The 16,541-nt window shown below is 66.2% G+C and carries 12 protein-coding genes; 7 read left to right on the top strand and 5 right to left on the bottom strand.

What is annotated here, in order from left to right; genetic code table 11:
* Window positions 1–5 precede the first annotated feature (5 nt).
* Complete coding sequence (locus tag FQU74_RS18965; RefSeq protein ID WP_146288051.1) at window positions 6–917, bottom strand: alpha/beta hydrolase family protein; 912 nt, start codon at window positions 915–917, stop codon at window positions 6–8.
* 150 nt (window positions 918–1,067) lie between these two features.
* Between FQU74_RS18965 and FQU74_RS18960 the strand changes: the two genes are divergently transcribed.
* The 7 genes from FQU74_RS18960 (at window position 1,068) to FQU74_RS18930 (ending at window position 10,885) form a co-directional block, all read left to right on the top strand.
* Window positions 1,068–2,615, top strand: a complete 1,548-nt coding sequence (locus tag FQU74_RS18960) for a hypothetical protein (protein WP_146288050.1) — start codon at window positions 1,068–1,070, stop codon at window positions 2,613–2,615.
* Window positions 2,612–3,385 (top strand): hypothetical protein, encoded by a 774-nt coding sequence (locus tag FQU74_RS18955; protein WP_146288049.1) that lies wholly within the window; start codon window positions 2,612–2,614, stop codon window positions 3,383–3,385. The genes FQU74_RS18960 and FQU74_RS18955 overlap by 4 nt, the downstream gene beginning before the upstream one ends.
* Before the next feature lie 6 nt (window positions 3,386–3,391).
* The gene (locus tag FQU74_RS18950) at window positions 3,392–5,725 is read left to right on the top strand and encodes a sulfatase-like hydrolase/transferase (protein WP_146288048.1); all 2,334 of its coding nucleotides are present in this window, start codon (window positions 3,392–3,394) and stop codon (window positions 5,723–5,725) included.
* Between the two features lie 74 nt (window positions 5,726–5,799).
* Window positions 5,800–6,702, top strand: coding sequence for a glycosyltransferase family 2 protein (locus FQU74_RS18945; protein WP_146288047.1), 903 nt, complete (start codon window positions 5,800–5,802; stop codon window positions 6,700–6,702).
* Window positions 6,703–6,713: 11 nt separating this feature from the next.
* The gene (locus tag FQU74_RS19460) at window positions 6,714–8,609 is read left to right on the top strand and encodes a glycosyltransferase family 2 protein (protein ID WP_188781605.1); all 1,896 of its coding nucleotides are present in this window, start codon (window positions 6,714–6,716) and stop codon (window positions 8,607–8,609) included.
* 15 nt (window positions 8,610–8,624) lie between these two features.
* On the top strand, window positions 8,625–10,124 hold the full coding sequence (locus FQU74_RS18935; RefSeq protein ID WP_146288046.1) for a glycosyltransferase family 32 protein: 1,500 nt from the start codon (window positions 8,625–8,627) through the stop codon (window positions 10,122–10,124).
* Window positions 10,125–10,180: 56 nt separating this feature from the next.
* Entirely contained in the window at window positions 10,181–10,885 is a 705-nt protein-coding gene (locus tag FQU74_RS18930; protein ID WP_146288045.1) for a class I SAM-dependent methyltransferase, read from the top strand.
* Here FQU74_RS18930 and FQU74_RS18925 read toward each other — a convergent pair.
* The 4 genes from FQU74_RS18925 to FQU74_RS18910 are packed head-to-tail and all read right to left on the bottom strand — an operon-like array spanning window position 10,806 to window position 16,487.
* Window positions 10,806–11,606 carry a hypothetical protein gene (locus FQU74_RS18925; protein WP_146288044.1) on the bottom strand — a complete coding sequence of 267 codons (801 nt, stop codon included), beginning with the start codon at window positions 11,604–11,606 and terminating at the stop codon, window positions 10,806–10,808. The genes FQU74_RS18930 and FQU74_RS18925 overlap by 80 nt on opposite strands.
* Window positions 11,607–11,616: 10 nt before the next feature.
* Window positions 11,617–12,696, bottom strand: coding sequence for a GSCFA domain-containing protein (locus tag FQU74_RS18920; RefSeq protein WP_146288043.1), 1,080 nt, complete (start codon window positions 12,694–12,696; stop codon window positions 11,617–11,619).
* 57 nt (window positions 12,697–12,753) lie between these two features.
* Entirely contained in the window at window positions 12,754–15,354 is a 2,601-nt protein-coding gene (locus FQU74_RS18915; RefSeq protein ID WP_146288042.1) for an AAA family ATPase, read from the bottom strand.
* Window positions 15,351–16,487, bottom strand: coding sequence for a metallophosphoesterase family protein (locus tag FQU74_RS18910; protein ID WP_146288041.1), 1,137 nt, complete (start codon window positions 16,485–16,487; stop codon window positions 15,351–15,353). The genes FQU74_RS18915 and FQU74_RS18910 overlap by 4 nt, the downstream gene beginning before the upstream one ends.
* Window positions 16,488–16,541 lie beyond the last annotated feature (54 nt).

Here is a 16,541-nt window from a genome sequence, read left to right as displayed (position 1 = left end):
CGGGCCTAGTCCTGCGGGGTTTGGGCCAGCGTCTGCAAGCCGCGATGCACGAACAGATAGTCATCCTGCTTCAAAAGCACACCCCCCGCGGCCCGGATACGCGCGGGATGCGCCTCGGCCGTGACGGTTTCAAAAAACGCCCGCGCCCATTTGCGCACGCTGCGGCGATTGCGCATCGCCTGCCAGAACTCTGGCCCCGCCCGCCCGGTGGCGGCCACACCGGCGATCAGCGGCCCAAGGGCGCCGCATTTCAGCACGACACGCACCGCCTCATGCGTGGTGTGATCGATGCGCAGCAGTTGCACACTCGGGCCGGCCAGACGCGCGGCATGCAGCCGGTCTTCGGTGATGCGACCATCGAACAGAACCACCGCATGCCCGATCTGGCGAATGGCATCTGCCGCATCGAGGAAGGCAGGCGTCGTCCAGTCGCCCCGCCGCACAGCCCAGCCGAAGCGGCCTTCAAACGGGGCGATCTTTTTCGACATGGTTGACTGCGGCGACAGCGCAATGACGGCGGCCCCCGGCACCAGTGTCGCCATGTTGATCGCGCCAAAAGCCCCCATTGAGGCGCCGATGAACACCACCCGATCGAAACGGGCAAAGAACCCCTCGGCCACCAACCCCTGCACCAGTGGCGCGGCATCGGGGTTGCGATACCAGTCCTTGGCAAAAGACTGCACGCCCAGCAGGGCAAACCCCATGCCCTGCACCAGGGACTTGAGCCATGGCTGCCGCGGGTAGGGATGATCGAGCGTCGCAAGATTGTCGAATGTCACGATCAGCGTCTGTCCGCCGGGCTCAAACCACAGCGCGGCCCTGTCGCGCAGCACGCGGAAGGCCTGTGCGGGATCGGCGCTCTCACCCGGTCTGAGCAGGGGAGGCATGTCGGCGGGATCATCGCTGACGATGGACATTGCGGCGTGACCCCGGCCCTGTACACTTCGCGCCGCTGGCGCCTTTGCGTTCCGCTGGAACGAAATCTATCAATCGGTTATAGCAACGCAGGCCGTCATTGCAAGATTGCGCCCGGCAGGCACGGCAGCTGCACAAGCGAGAGTGGATCAGTGACCGACAAGCGTGAAGAGACCCCGGTCGTTCCGGCTGTCCGGGCAGGGCACGGCGTTCTGGTGCGGGCCCGCAACGGCGACGTCATCGCCTATGACAGCACCGGCCTTGTGATGCGGCTGGCCGACAAGGTGATCGACGATATCGCCCTGCGCCTGCGCGACCGGCTTCCGGTGGGTGCGCGCCCGTCTGCGAGTGGCGATGCCAGCGCGGCAGGTGCAGACGATCTGGAAAGCCTTGAGGCGATGCTCGATGGCTTTGACGTCTGGAACATCCGGGCCGAGGGAGAGTGGCTGCGGTTTTCGGGCCGTCTGCCCGGTCGGCAGGGCGCGCGAGACTTTCGCCGCAACCGTGCGGGCGGCGCCATTCTGGCCGAGGCGCCCGGCGCCCTGACCGGAATCCTTGGCCTCGGTGGTCCGCGCGCGGCATTGGCGAGCCCCGGCGGCGCGGGCTATCCGTTCCATATCCTTGCCCCTGCCGATGATATCGGCGCGGTGGGCCATGCGGGGATCGAGCGTGCCGCGCGGATCGATTTGCTGGCCGCCCTGCGCGAGATGACGCATGAGGCGCTGATGGCCGAGGCCTGCCTTGACTGGCAGATGGACAAGCATGGCAGCCTGCCGCTGTTCGTGACGCGGGTGGAAACCGACAGTTCCACCTCGGCTGCAGCACTGGCTGATGGCGTGGCGCTTGAAAACCTGCTGCTGGCGGCGGCGAACCTGAAACAGGCGGCGGCCCGGCTTGGCAAACCCGCGCGGATCTTTGCCGTGACGCTCGATTTCGCGCTTGAGGCGCTGGAAGGTACGGCCACCGACTATCGAGACGGCATGATCCGCGCCATGGACAAGATCAGCACCGGGCTTGCCCGGCTGGGCTTTGAACGGCCGATCTTTGTCGCCCGGCTTGAGGCCGGTCGCCCCAGCCTGATCAGCGACCGCATCATCGATGCGCAATGGGAACTCGCGTGGAACGCGGGCGGGCACCGGTTGGTGATCTCGGCCCCGAGCTACATGTTCAGCCTTGACGCACATGACCGCCCAACGCCCGCCGCGCGCCGCCATATGGCCGAGATGTCGGCCGCCGCCGTCAGCGCCGCCGCGCAGCGCGCGCTGGAGCCCGATCCGCTGCTGGATGGCTGGCGCTGCCCGGTGTTCCATCTGGCAGAGCTTGACCAGAGGCCGGCCAAAGATGGCAGCGTGACCTTGCGGGTGATTGGCCGCGCCCTGGGCGATCTGGACCTGACGCCGGGGAATGCTCCGGGTGGCGATCAGGCCGTGGGGTTCACTATTGACGGCGACACCTCGGGCGCCAGCATCCTGTCGGTCAGCATCGATGCCAAAGACAGCCAGACCCTGCTCATCAAGCTCGACCGCCGGCCTGAAGGGGGCGATCTGCGGCTGCGCTACGGCTATGGCGCGGCACCCGACGGCGTGGCGCGTGTGGCGGTGCGCGACGACTGGCAGCTTGGCGCGCAGGATGGCCGCATCCTGCACCGCTGGGCCTTACCCTGCCGGCTGCCCATCCATGCCGGGGGGGCCGCATCGTGATCGAGCTGGATATCGACCTTCCGCAGGGCGCGCTTCTGAACGGCTGCGCGGCCGAGCTTTCCGCCGCAATTACCGCCTGCGGCGGCACATGGCTGCATGGCGATGAGGCCTCGCTGCGTCTTGCCGATGATGGCGAGACGCTGATCGGCTGGCGCTCGATGGATGGTCTGCGCGAGGCGCTGCCCATCAAGCCGAACGAGGGGCATGGCCGTCTCGCGCTGACCGAGACGGGGCAGGGCCTGCGCTGTGTCAGCGGCGAAAACTGCGGCTTTCATCTGGCCGAACTGACCGAACAGGTTGAGACCTTCAGCATGGCGGTCTTTTTCCACGCGGACCCGCAGGCAGAACCGCGCACATTGCTCACCTTGAACGGAGAGGGCAGGGGGCGCGGATCGAGCTATCTGTTCCTGTCCGACAACGGCGACGGGCTGGTGGTCAAGGACACCGGGCAATGCCTGTCACTTGAGGTGCCTGGCCCATCGGGAGCAGCGGGCCTGCGCGTGCTGATCGTCACAGTCAGCGGCGATCGCGTGGCGCTGCAAGAGGGGTTCGGCGAAATCCACACCGCACGCGGCACCCGCCCCGACCTGCCCACGCCCGCTTCGCTCTTCATCGGCGCGCGCAGCCATCGCGGGGGGTTGCAAAAGACGCTTGGCGCCTCGGTGATCGAGGATGTGATGTTCTGGCCGGGCGTCAGCCTGCTGATGCCGCGCAATGCGCGCGACGAGGGGCATCAGGCCCGGCTCGAACGCTTCGCGCTCTGGAGGTGAGGGGCCATGGCCTTTGACGCGACGCGCCTTGCGGGCGGGCATCTCTGCGTCATCTGGGTGGATGACATGATCGATGTCTACACTTGGCGCGACACATTCGGGCTGCGTATCCAGACGCCGAACCTCGACCGGCTTATGCTAAAGGCCGCGCGGTTCACCAACGCCTATGCCACGGTGCCGCTTTGCGCGCCGTGCCGGGCGGAACTTGCGACCGGCCTTGCACCGTTCCGCAGCGGCCTGGTTGACCTCAACCGCTTTTGGCGCGACCTCATGCCGCCGGAAAAGGCCTGGGCGCATGATCTGCGCCGCGCGGGGTTCCATACCTTCACGACCGGCAAGGTCGATGCCAATTACCGTCCCATGCCCGATGCCTATCGGCGGCTGCTGTTCCACGAAAATCCCCCTGCCGCCGACAAGGCGGAACGCACGGGCGTGCATGAATATCTGGACGCAGGACCCGGCATCCGGGGGGTGAACCACCCCAACGATCAGGGTGAGCAGGACAATGTGTTCTATGACTACTGGGTGGCTGAAAACGCGATCCGCTATCTGAAGCGGGCCGATCCGGGGCGGCGCCAGCTGATCCAGCTGGGCTTCAAGCATCCCCATTACAACCTCGATTGCCCGGACCGCTTCTATCAGCTTTACGATCCGGCCGAGATCCGCTGGCCCAGCATCGCCGCACCCGAGGATTACTTCGGACCGCAGCCCGGCTTTGCCGTCTATGAGGCCGCCTATATCACCAACGGGCGCTGGACGCCGGAACGCTCCAGCGATGAGGCCTGGCGCCAGGTCGTGCGCGCCTATTTCGCCGCCGTCAGCCATGTCGATCATGAGATCGGCCGTTTCATGCGCGCGCTGGAGGCATCTGCGCTTGGGCAGGACACCACGGTCGTCTTCCTGTCGGACAACGGCTTCAACCTTGGCACCCATGACAGTTTCCACAAGATGAGCCAGTGGGACAGCGCAGCCCATGTGCCGCTGGCGATCTGGCACCCGGATCTAGAGGCGACCGAGGTTCCGCTGCCGGTCTCATTGGGCAATGTGCCCAAAACCCTGATGCAGATCGCGGGCCTTCCGCCGCGCCCGGACTGGACGCATGGGCAAAGCCTGCTGCCGCTGATCGACCCGTCCTTCGGCAGCTATGACCGCAGTACCTCGCCCGTCACCAGCGTTTTCGGCACGCTCTCGGTGCGCCCCTCGGTGGAGGGCTACACCCATCTGCGCTACTTCCGCTATCCGAACGGCGAGGAGCATGTCTATGACATCGAGGCCGATCCGGGCGAGACGAAGAACATCCGCGATGAGGCCCCGCTGGAGTTTCTGCGCAGCGAGTTGGTGAAAGGCGCGCTTGGGCTGGGCCTTGACCTGCGCGGGTTTGAAAACCCGGCCCTTGGCGTCAATGCGATGATGGCGGTGGATGGCAGCGTCATCATGGCGGGCGGCGATGGCGACAACGACTATTGGGCCTATGGCGCCGATGCCGAAAACATCCATGAGGGCCGCAATGGCGGGATGGATACCCTTTGGTACATGGCGGGGCCGGATTCCTATGTGCTGCACTGCCCTCCCAACGTTGAACGCATCCGCATTGCCACGGTGGTCGCGCGCAACGAATCCGACGGCGAGACACGCAAGACGCTGAAGATCGTCGCCCATCCCGACAGCCCCATCCATTTCGAGACCTCCGAACGGGTAGAAGTCGAGGTCACAGGCTCGGATCGTGGCGATATCATGCTGGGCCCGAAATACGGCGGCGCGATCTTCCGGGGCGGGGCGGGCAATGACGAGATGCGCGCCATCGCCACGCTGACCGGCAGCCGCCACGCCTTTTACGGCGGGGCCGGGAATGACACGCTTTATGGCGGGCCGGGCAAGGATACGCTCGACGGCGGCACGGGCGACGATGTGATTCATGGCAAGCGCAACAACAACCTGATCTACGGCGGCCATGGCAACGACCAGATCTTTGACGGCGACGGAACCTCGGTCATCCATACCGGGCCGGGGCGCAACATCGTCTCGCTGTCAGAGGGTGACGACACCGTTCACGTCGGCACCGGCGTGAACGAGATCGACGCAGGCACTGGCGCCGTCAAGTTCCACATCGCCTATGGTGGCGTCACGGTGATCCGGAACTGGGGTCCGACCATGCGGCTGATCCTGAATGACTGGCCGGGCTTCCCCGAGATCACGCCGATGGCAAAGGGCCACGTCCGGCTGCGGCTGGCGCTCTCGATCATCGACCTGCATGATGTTGATGACCCTGAGGCACTGCCCGAGCAGATCGAAGGGTTGCAGGCGCCGGTCCAGTCCTTCCTCGACCGGCTTGACCGGTGATCCCGTCCTGATTGCACGCCCTGCGCGGCTCTGCCATGATGCCGCCGGTTCTGACCCCTGGATACTGCGCCCGCATGCCGATTGACCGCTCGAAGGCCCCTCTTGCCGCATTGACTATGGTGCATGAGGAAGATTTCTTTCTGGAGCGGTGGGTCAGCTACTGGCGGCGTTTTTTGCCCGATGATGCGATCTATGTGCTCAACCACGGTGGCAACGCCGACGTCGCGCGCATTGCCGCCGGGTGCAACGTCATCAGGCTGCCCTATGACCGTCTGAAGAAATCCGTCAATCAGCGGCGTTGGCAGATCCTGTCGCAACATGCCTCGGCGCTGACGGGTTTCTACCATTGGGTCGCCTGCAATGACGTGGACGAGATGGTGGTTCTGGACCCGGCCATCTCCACCGATCTGGTGGGCTATCTGATGCAGATCGCAGGCCGCGACCGGGTGCCCCCGGCACTGACCTGCTTTGCCATCGAGATGGTGCATAACGTCGATACCGAGACCGAGGAGCTGATGCCGGGCCAGCCGATCCTTGGCCCGCGCCGCTGCTATCGGTTGAACTCCAACTACGCCAAGCCCTGCCTGATCAGCCGGCCGACCGAATACAAGGCGGGCGGGCATGGCGCCAACCACACGCAGATCACCGTTGATCCGCACCTTTACAACTTTCACCTGCGCTTCATCGATCACGACTATTGCATGGCCCGCTTCCGCAAAAGCCTTGAACGCCGGCTGGCAGGCAAGTCCGAGGAAGAGCAGCAACAGATGCAGAAGGCGGGATGGGGCTGGGCCTCGGTCGAGGGCACGTTCCGCGCGCTCTCGCAGCGCGCGCCGGTGGCTGAAACCATCGACCACCCCGAGTTCCGCAAGGCGATGATCGAGCAGAGCATTTCCCGCCCGCCCTTCACGCTGATGGGTGGAGGGCGCCCCAGTGACGTCTATCGGTTGCCCGAACGCTTCAACGGCCTGTTTTGACCCTTATGCAGATGCAAAGCGATCCCATGCCGCCAAGCCTGACCCTGTTCTTCATCGTCGAGCCGCCGAGCTATCAGTATCTTGCCTGCTATCTGGCCGCCTCGATCCGCAAGCATTTTCCGCCCGAGGTGCGACTGGTAGGCTATTGCCCGGAACACCGCCTGTCCGAGGTCGATCCCGCTGCCGTCGAGACGCTGCGCCGGATGGGCTGCGAGGTGCGCGGGTTCAAGGCCGAGGGGATGTTCGAGCCGGCCTATCCGCATGGCAACAAGATCCTCGCCTGCCTTCAGCCGCGCGAGACCGAGTTTTCGGGCTTTGTCGACAGCGATGTGGTGATGACGCGCGCCAATACGGTCGAAAGCCTTGTGCGGGCCGGACATGTCTCGGCCTCGCCCGCCGCGTCGCTGCGATGGGCCCCGTCGGATCTGTGGGAGCGGCTCTATGGCGCCTTCGACATGCCCGTGCCTGATGAGCGTATCCGCCTGATGCGCGACAGGCGGGTGGCGGTCGTGCCTTATTACAGCTCTGGCTTCGTTCTGTTCCCCGAACAGCATCGCACGCCCGAGGGCAAAAGCTTTCCGCAGGTCTGGTATGAAACCGCCCGTCACATCGACGCGCTGCCGAACCTTGACAGCAAGCGCCCCTATCTGGATCAGATGACCCTGCCCATCGCGATCCGCCGGGCGGGTCTGGAATGGAACGAACTGACCGAGAACCAGCACTACATCCTTGGCGGCTCGCTGCGCGGCAAGGCGGTTGCGAACGTCGACCAGATCTTTGCCGTCCATTACCGCAAGTGGGAGGTTCTGGCCGAGGCAGGCATGGCGCAGGCGGCCTATGAGGGCTTGCGCGAGCAGGTCGGGACCAGCCGTGTCAAATGGATCTACCGTGCGCCGCTGCCAGCGGGCATTGCACCCATGGCTGAGGCTGCCCCTGCGCCTTCCGCCCCGGTTGCGGCCACCGCAGCCGAGGCGCCCGCGACCGCGGCCCCCACACCCGATACCCCCACGGGCCCCGATCCGTCAAAGGCCCGCATGGCGGCTGTCACCATGGTCAAGGGCGATCACGCCTTCCTGTCGCGCTGGATCGGCTATTATGGTCCGCTCATCGGGCGCGAGAACCTGTACATCTTGCGCCATGGACCCGACCCCGAGATTGACCGGATTGCCGAGGGTGCGAATGTCGTTCACCTGCCTGACACCGGCGACAAGTCGGGGTTTGACCGGCGCCGGTGGGCGACACTGTCGCAGTTCACCGGTGGCCTTACGCTCTACTACAACTGGGTGCTCTGCACCGATGTTGATGAGATCGTGGCCCCCGATCCGGCCACTGGCCAAACCCTGCCCGACTACCTCGACGCGCTCTTTGCCGCCGGCCGCGCACCGCGCGTGATCTCGCCCTTTGCCATAGAGATCGTCCACACGCCCGCCACCGAGCCCGAGCCGCTTGACCCCGACCGGCCGATCCTGTCGGTGCGCCGGAACTTCCGGCTGAACTCGAACTATGCCAAGCCCTGCATTACCCGCGGACGGATCGCCTTTTCCATAGGCGGCCATGGCAGCACCACCAAGGACGTGACGCTGGACCCAAAGCTTTTCCTCTTTCATCTGCGCTTCATGGATGATGCGCTGTCCCGCGCGCGGCTCTTGTCGCGCAAGGCTTGGGCCGAGGAGAAATCCGGGCCCACGGTCGAGAATGCGAAGGGCGGCAGTACATGGCATCAGGGGACAGAGAGCTTCGAGATCCTGAGCAAGCTTACCCCCGTCGAGGAACGCGCCGAGTTTCCCGATTTCGTGCAGAAGATGCGAGAGGGGCGCACGCAGGCGACCTCAGGCAACTGGTTCTTCCGTGGCATGCGCAGCGCCGAGCTTTACCGACTGCCCGACCGCTTCAGCACGTTGTTCTGACAGGATAGCCCCCCGATGCCCGCCCTTCCGAAGCGACTTGGACATATCTGGATCGGGCCGAAGCCCGCGCCGACGGTCTGGATGGAGACCTGGCCCAAGGCGCATCCGGGGTGGAGCTATACGATCTTTGGCAATGACACGCTGGCGGGCTATCCCTTCCGGTTGCGGGCGCTGATCAACGAATATGCCTGGCGCGGGGCCTGGGCGGGCGCGCAGGACATGATGCGCTATGAGCTGCTCTACCGTTATGGCGGCTTCATGGCGGATGCCGATGCGATCTGCCTGCATCCGGTGGACGAGCTTCTGGACCGCCCGCGCGCCTACACCGTCTACGACCGCCCCGAAACCGACCGTTTTCGCGGGGTCTGCCCGATCCTTGCCTGTGAGCCGGGCAACGCCTTTGTCGGCAAGGTGATTGACGAGCTGGCAAAGCTGGAGCCGTGGGAGCTTGGTCGGCCTGAAACCTCAACCGGGAACCGCTTCCTCATGCGGATGATCCGCGACCTTGCCCCCGCCGAGGAGGAACTGAAGATCTTTCCGACCCATTACTTCATCCCATGGCAGAAAAGCGCCCCGGATGACTGGTACAAGGGGCCCGACCGGATCTATGCCGAACAGAAGTGGGGCACCTCGATGTGGTCCTACAACCGCGCGGGTGGCCCGTCGGAAAAGGTGCTGACGGGGGCTGAACTGGCCGATCGTCACGCGGCCCTCACTGCCCGCATGGCAGGTGCCTTTGGCGAAAGGCGCGCACCCGATGCCGGGCGGATCGCGGATCGTGTGGCGCTGGCCCGGACGACCGCCGCAGCCGTGCCGGGCCTTCTGGCGCGCCCCGATGTGCTGTCCAGCTTCCTTGAGCTGAACCAGACGCTTTGCGATGGCATGGCGGCACGCGGCCAGCCCGCGCAATTTCAGGGGCTGCATTTCTACCGGCACATGCAGGGACAACCCCTGACCGAAAGCCCGCTGAAAACCCGGTCTGATCCGATGCGACGCCAGCTTTTGGGCTGGCTTGGTTCAGCGCGCAATGCGCTGGTCCTTGGCTATGACACCGGGCATCTGATCCTGTCGGCGCTGCTTCTTGATCCCGATCTGCGCATCGCGGCAACCGATGCGCGGCGCTGGCCGTTTGAAGGCGATCCCAACCCACCCGCGCGGGCGCGCTATGTGCCGCTGGCCTGCGAATGGCTGGCCTATCGCTTTCCCGACCGGCTGGTCATCCGCGATGAGGCCGAGCCCTCCTTCCTTGCCACGGCGGGCAAAGAGGCGGCGCCGGAGGGTGGCTATGACCTTGTCCTTTTCGCCGATGCCGATGTTGCCGCGCTGCGCAGCCTGACGCTTGCGCGCGGGCTGCTTTCGCCCGATGCGGTCGTTGTGGCGGCCAGCGCACAGGGCGACGGCGGTCGCCGCTTTGCAGATCGGCTGCGTTTGCAAGGACTGTGCCATCAAGATATCGCTGCGGCGGATTTCGGTGCACGAAATGGCAGCATGTCGGTGGTAACGCTGATGGCCTGACGCGGGTGGGGCCCGTGTGACGTCAGAGCAGCTCAACGCGTTGAAAGGGTATCGGAATGGGCATCAGCATCAATATCGCGATTCAGCTGGCCCGGATCGCCCCGCTTCTGAAAGACTGCCAGAACGGCATCATGCTGGGCCGGCAGAAGATGCATTTCCGCCCCGCATCCTGGACCCCACGCCTGATTGCCGAGCTTGGAAAGCTGGGGATCGAGGCCGGGAAGGACGACCTTTTTCAGAAGGACGGCTTCTGCGAGACCTATCTCCGGACGATCGGCTGGCCCAAGCTTGAAAGCCTCGACTTCTCGGCCATCGAGGGGGCGGAATATGTGCATGATCTGTCGCGCCCGGTGGGCAAGGATCTGAAGAACCGCTTCGATCTGATCTATGACGGTGGCACCACCGAACATGTGTTCGATATCGCCCAGTCGTTCCGCAACGTCGATGCCATGCTGCGCGAGGGCGGCATCTTCGTCTCTTGCGTGGGCACAGATGGCTGGTTCGGCCATGGCTTTTATCAGGTCGGCCCCGATATCCCCTGGCGCTATTGGGTGGCGAGCCTTGGCTACAAGATGCTGGGGTGCTGGACCTTCCCGCGCAAGATGGCCGAGGCCCCGCGCGAGATCCCTGACCCGACGCTGACCTCACGCGGGGCCGAGCATCGCTATGCCGAGCCGCAGTTCATCTTCTATGTCGTGCAAAAGCAGCCCCGGAAAGGGCGGCCAAAGCCGGTGATCCAGAGCCATTATGTGAACTATTGACTGGTGATCCTGCGGGCCTCTGCACCGCTTGCAGGATCGCCTCAAGGATCAGGGCGCCATATTCGGCGTTCTTGTGGGCATCGTCGCCCGGTGGCAGCCCGTAACGCTCATCCGTCAGATAGCCTGCCACCACGCTGTCCTGTGGTTGCAGGATCGCGCCGATTCCATCCTCGGCCAGAACCTCGGCCATAACCGACCAAAGAAGCGCGATATCGGCAGGGCTTGCCCGCCGGGCCATCGCATAGGGGCGTGGCGCCGCGCCCGCGCGGTGGGTGGACAGCGAGATCGGGTTCAGAAGCACGCGGGTCTTGCCCGCCGCCGCCATTGCCTGCGCCATTCGGTAGGTGGAAAGGCTGCGGAACTGCGCGGCAATCACCGCCTTGATATAGGCGCGCGTCAGATAGCGGTCAGGGTCGGCGATGTGGTTGAGAAGGTCGGGGATCACGGCGCCGGGCCGGATCCGCGCACCCACAAAGACCACGGCGTCATAAAGCACCGGATCAAGCGCACGTACTCCCTGCCCGTTGAAGCGGGCAAAGGCATTGGCCGTCGCCTCATCCAGCGGCGTGATCCTGCCATCCTGCCAGTCGATATGCCGGAAGCGGTTGCCCGGCGTGCCCCAGAACTGCAGTTCCACCCCGTCCAACCGCGCGGGCGGAATGGCTGCAAGCCCACGGCGGACCGCTGCCAGATGACTGTCACCAAAGAGCATGACCTTCATGCAGCGCCCCTCATGTCCGTGTCTGGAAGGCTGCAAGCATCTCTTCCTCGCAGCGCAGTTCGGCGGCGGGGTCGGGTGCGTCCTCCTCGGCATTGGGCGCGATGGCGGGGCGGGGCGGGGCGGCGGCGGGGACGCGCCCGAAGGCCGTGTCGAGATCGTGGAAGAAGCAACGCATGACGTGATCGACCCCCTCAGGCTCGACGCTGCGCCGGTTGGCTGCGTAGAAGCGCCCACCAAAGACCGGGCTTGTGATGATCTCGTAGGACGGAAAGTAGTCGACATAATCGTGCTGCGCGGCCATCTCGCCCGCCACGGCGCGCAGCACCGATTTTGAATGGGTGGTGGCTGTGATCACATGCTGCCCGCCTGCCGTCGCCGTCAGTGGCACGGGCGAGACGGTCAGCAGAAAGCGCATGTTCCGGTTGATCCGGCGCAGGATGGTGATCGCCTTTTTCAGCGCGGTCATGACCTCGGGGTAGGTCATGTTGTGAAAGCGGTGGCGGTCAGTGTCGAAGCGTCCGGCGACAGTGCCGGGGCAGACAGCGTATTCGAGGCCCGTTTCCGCATCGCGCCAGCATTCTGTCAGGCCCAGCGTAAAGACAAAGAGCTGCCCTCGCCGGATGGCCTGCCGGATTGCCGCAAGCGTTGCCTGCCGCGAGGCGCGCGCCTCCATCAGCGAGGCAAAGCCGCCGGGCTCGACGGCCGGGCGGAAGGGGTCGAAGAACCGCTCACCCTCTTGCCAGAACAGGTCCGGAACGGGTGACAAGCCAGTCGCCCATCGCACCCATTGCAGCAGCATCTGGGTGGTATAGATGTTGCCGGTGCGAAAACTGAAGGTGCCGTAGTGGAAGGCCCTCTGCACCTCCGGCGTGCCGGGGGCTGCCTCTGCATCAAACCAGGCATAGCCGCGCTCGCGGAAGGCCCGGCCGATGTGCTGGGCAAAGCAGGACCCTGCGGTCACGATGCGCGTGGTTTTCGCGATATCCGCCTTGGGGTGCCATAGCCCGCGAATGTCCATCGGATCGGCCAGCGCCGCGCCGGTGCGCCAGAAGGCACTGTCTGGCAGTGAACTATAGGGGTTCTGCGTCATCGATGGATTTATATGCCCTGATTTACGCGCGGCGCAACTACACCTCTGCGGTACGGATCAGACGGCGCCCGCCTCGGTGAAAGTCAGCTTCTGCCCGCCAAGGTCACGGAAGGCGCGGTTGCGGCAGCTTAGCACGATGATCTGGATATCGCCCGCCTGCTGGTGCAGCGCATCGAACATCCGCTCGATCCGGTCATCGTCGGAATAGACCAGCGCATCGTCGAGGATGACGGGGGCATGGCGCCCCGATTTTGCCAGAAGCCGGGCGAAGGCCAACCGCAGCAAAAGCGCGATCTGTTCGCGCGTCCCGCCGGAAAGCGTGCCAATCTCTTCGGCCCGCCCGTCGCGGATCAGCTGCGTGGGCAGCAGGCTTTCGCCGTCAAACCGCAGCTCGGCGCCGGGCCAGAGCAGGCGCAGCATCGGGCGCAGCTCGGCCATGACGGGGGCGAAATAGCGGTCACGCGCGGTCGCCTGCGCCTCGGTCAGTGCAGCGATCAGGCAGCGCAGGACCGCCACCTCATGCTCATGCGCGGCAAGGTCGGCCCCGGCGCGGGCAAGTCGGGCTTCGCAATCGGCGAGCTCTTCCTCGACCCCGTTGCCTGCGTGGACGTCGATCAGGGTTTCCAGCCGGACCAGATCTTCACCAAGGCGGGCGACCTCGCGGTCTGCGGCCTCGACGACCGAGCGCGCGCGGGCAAGGGCGGCTGCGGTGGCGGATGGGTCAGGCGCCGTTTCGGCCATTGCCGCATGCGACGCGCGGGCAGTATCCCTTGCCGCCGTTGCCGCGGCCAGTGCGGCGGCAAGCGTTGTTCGGGCCTCATCGACAGGTCCAAAGGCTGCGAGCGTAGCCTCGGCCTGTTGCAGGGCCCGCGCGGCGGTCTCGGCCGCGATGGTGGCACGCAGGGCGCGCGTGCGGGCCTCGCTCTCCAGCCCCGCGGCGCGTGCCTCAGTCTGACGGGCACCCTCCAGCGTAGCGCGGGCCTGACGGGCGTGGTCTTCGGCGGCAGCAGGGTCAACCGGGCCTGTGATATCTGCGGGTTCCGGCAGGGTAGCAAGCTCGGCCTTCAGCGCCTCGATCCCTTCGGGCACCAGTCCGCGCAATTGCGCCTCGATCAGCGCCACCGCTTCCTGCGCGGATGTGCGGGTGGCCAGTGCAGACCGTGCGGCGAGCAGGTCGGCGCATCCTGTCTCTGCCCGTGCGCGGTCCCGCTCGGCCCGAGCCTCGGCCAGCCCTCTCGCATCGACCGTCTGTCCGGGGGTGACGGACAATGCGCCAAGCCCCGGCAGGTCGAGCGTCAGCGGTGCCAGCACGGGCAGGGGGCTATCCCCCTCCAGTGCCGCACCATCGATGCTGGCCCGCGCCGCAATGCCCGGCAGATAGCGCAGCACGATCTGCGGTGCCGCCGCCGCGCCCTGACGCTCCAGCACCGCCAGCGTGGTTTCGGCGCGCTCCAGCGCGGCGACCGCCGCGGCCTCTGGCCCGGTCTGTGCGGCGGCGCGGGCGCCGAGCAAGCGCTGCGTCAGCTCTTGCGCCGTGGCGAGGCGCTGCGAAAGCTCGGCCCGGCGCTTTTGCGCGGCCTCTTGCGCAACGGCCCGATGCGCGGCGGCGAGCACCCCTTCGGCCTGCTCCTGCCCGGCGCGTGCAGCCTCGACTGCCGCGCGGCTGTCGCCCAGTGCGGCAAGTGCCGTGTGATGGGCACCCTCCGCCGCACGGGCCTCTTCGCCTGCTGACCGCGCCCCGGCACTGGCCCTGCGCAAGGCGGCCTCGGCTTCGGTCAGACGGCGCAGCTCGGCCTCGGCCTGGGATGCGCGCAGGGCGGCGTGATCGGCGGTTGCCTGCAAGCCCGCCAGCCGTTCGGCGTGGCGCGTGGCTTCCTCATGCGCGGCTTGCGCCGCCACAAGACGCTGCGCCCGGTGGGCGGCCTCAGCCGGATCAGACCATTGCGCAATCTCGGCCCGCGCGGCCCGGCGACGGTCCAGCGCATCGCGCAATGCGGCCTGCTTTTGGGCCAGATCGTCGCGCATGGCGGTCAGGCTTTCGACCGCCTTCTTCGCGCGATCATAGGGGCCGCCCGCCTTTGGACCGCGCAATGTGACCAGCCGTTCCAGATCGGCCTCGGCGCGGGCCAATGCGCGGTCCATGCGGCGGCCCCCCGTCACCGTCTCGAACTCGCCGGTGACCGAGCTCATCAGGTCGCGGCGGGCAAGGAGCGCGCCCTCCACCTCTTTCCGGCTGCCGTCATCCAGTGCAATGACGCCCTGACGCACCCAGAGGAGCCCCGCAGGGCCGCCTTCCTCGGCCGGGGCGGTCAGGCCGGTGACAAAAGCCTCGGCCGCATCGGCGCGGGCTATCACGTGACCCTGGCGGATCACCTCGGCCATCGCACCGCGACCCCAGCGTTTGACGATGGTGCAGGGGCCATCGGGCAGATCAAGCTCGGCCCGGATTTCAGGGTTTCCACCCGCCTCGGGGCGCAGATGGCCAATCCGGCTTGACCGGTGCGGAATGAAGAACAGTGCATGGATCGCATCGAAGAGCGTGGATTTTCCGGCCTCGTTCGGGGCGGCCAGCACATTGAGGCCGGCTGCGAACCCACCCACGGTGACGGGGCGGGTGAACTGGCGGATATCCGACAGGGTGATCGAGCGGATCTTCATTGCGCGCCTTCCTGCAGATAGCCGTAAAGCCGGTTCAGCGCCCCCGCCGCCACGGCGCGATCCGGCGCCGCGCGGGCAGGGTCGGCGGCGGCCTCGGCCAGTCGGTCGGCGGCAACGCGCAGGGCGCCTGAGCGGTCGATCCGGTCCAGATCGGCGGCATCGGGCTCAATGGCAAGTGCGCCACAATCCAGCACGAAATGGCAGAACTGCGGGCCCACCTCGGCGGCCAGCGCCTCGAGTGCGGCATGTTCGGCCAGCCGCGCGCGCCCTTGCGGGCGCAGCCGCACCAGATGGTTGCGCCGCGCCGCCGGATCGGCGGGAAGGGCGGCCAGCACCAGCGCCGCCGGGTCTTGCCCCGGCACCAGATCGGGGGCGAGGTCGTGCCACTCCAGCTGCCCGGTCTCCAACCGCTCGATCTGCGGGGCATCGCCCGGCGCGGTCAGGGTGATCAGCAGGCAGGCGCCCGGCCCTTCGTGGCGGAAGCTGTCCTGCTCGGGCGTGCCGGCATAGGCGGTACGGGGGCCAAGCCGCATCTGCCCGTGCCAGTCGCCAAGCGCGAGGTAATCGAGCCGCGCCGCCTCGGCCCGGTCAATGGCCAGAAGCGCGTCATTGCCGCCGCCATCTTCGGAAAAGTCGCGCACCGCGCCATGGGCAAGGCCGATACGCAGCGCACGCGGATCGGTCTCGCAGGCATTCATCCACTCGGTCAGGTCACGGCCCGGATAGCGACGGGGCAGGGGGGCGGGCAAGAGCATGACGCCGGGCGCCATCTCGATCGGCTCGATATCGGTCAGCACATGCAGGTTCGCGGGGGCGGCGGCGCGCAGGCGATCCCACAATGCCTCGGCACCAAGGCTGTCATGGTTGCCGGGAAGAAGCCACCAGTGCAGATCTCCCGCCGCGCCCATCGCGGCAACCGCCTGCCGCCAGACCCGGTCCGTCGGTGTTTCGGTGTCAAAGGTATCGCCCGCAATCAGGATGTGCTGCGTGCCATGCTGCCGGGCCACCTGCGCGAGATGGGCAAGAATGCCGTGGCGTGCCTCGGCCGTGCGGGCGCGCACCTCTTCGGGCAGGGCGCCAAAACGCTTGCCCAGATGCAGGTCGGCCGTGTGAAGAAAGCGGAATTCGGACATGGCAGTACCCCTGAAATGGAATCGGCGGAAAGGATGGCCGATCTTGACGGCACC

The organism is Gemmobacter aquaticus (assembly GCF_007859075.1).
GTDB classification, from domain to species: Bacteria; Pseudomonadota; Alphaproteobacteria; order Rhodobacterales; family Rhodobacteraceae; genus Gemmobacter; species Gemmobacter aquaticus.
This window is presented reverse-complemented; position numbering and strand designations above follow the sequence as displayed.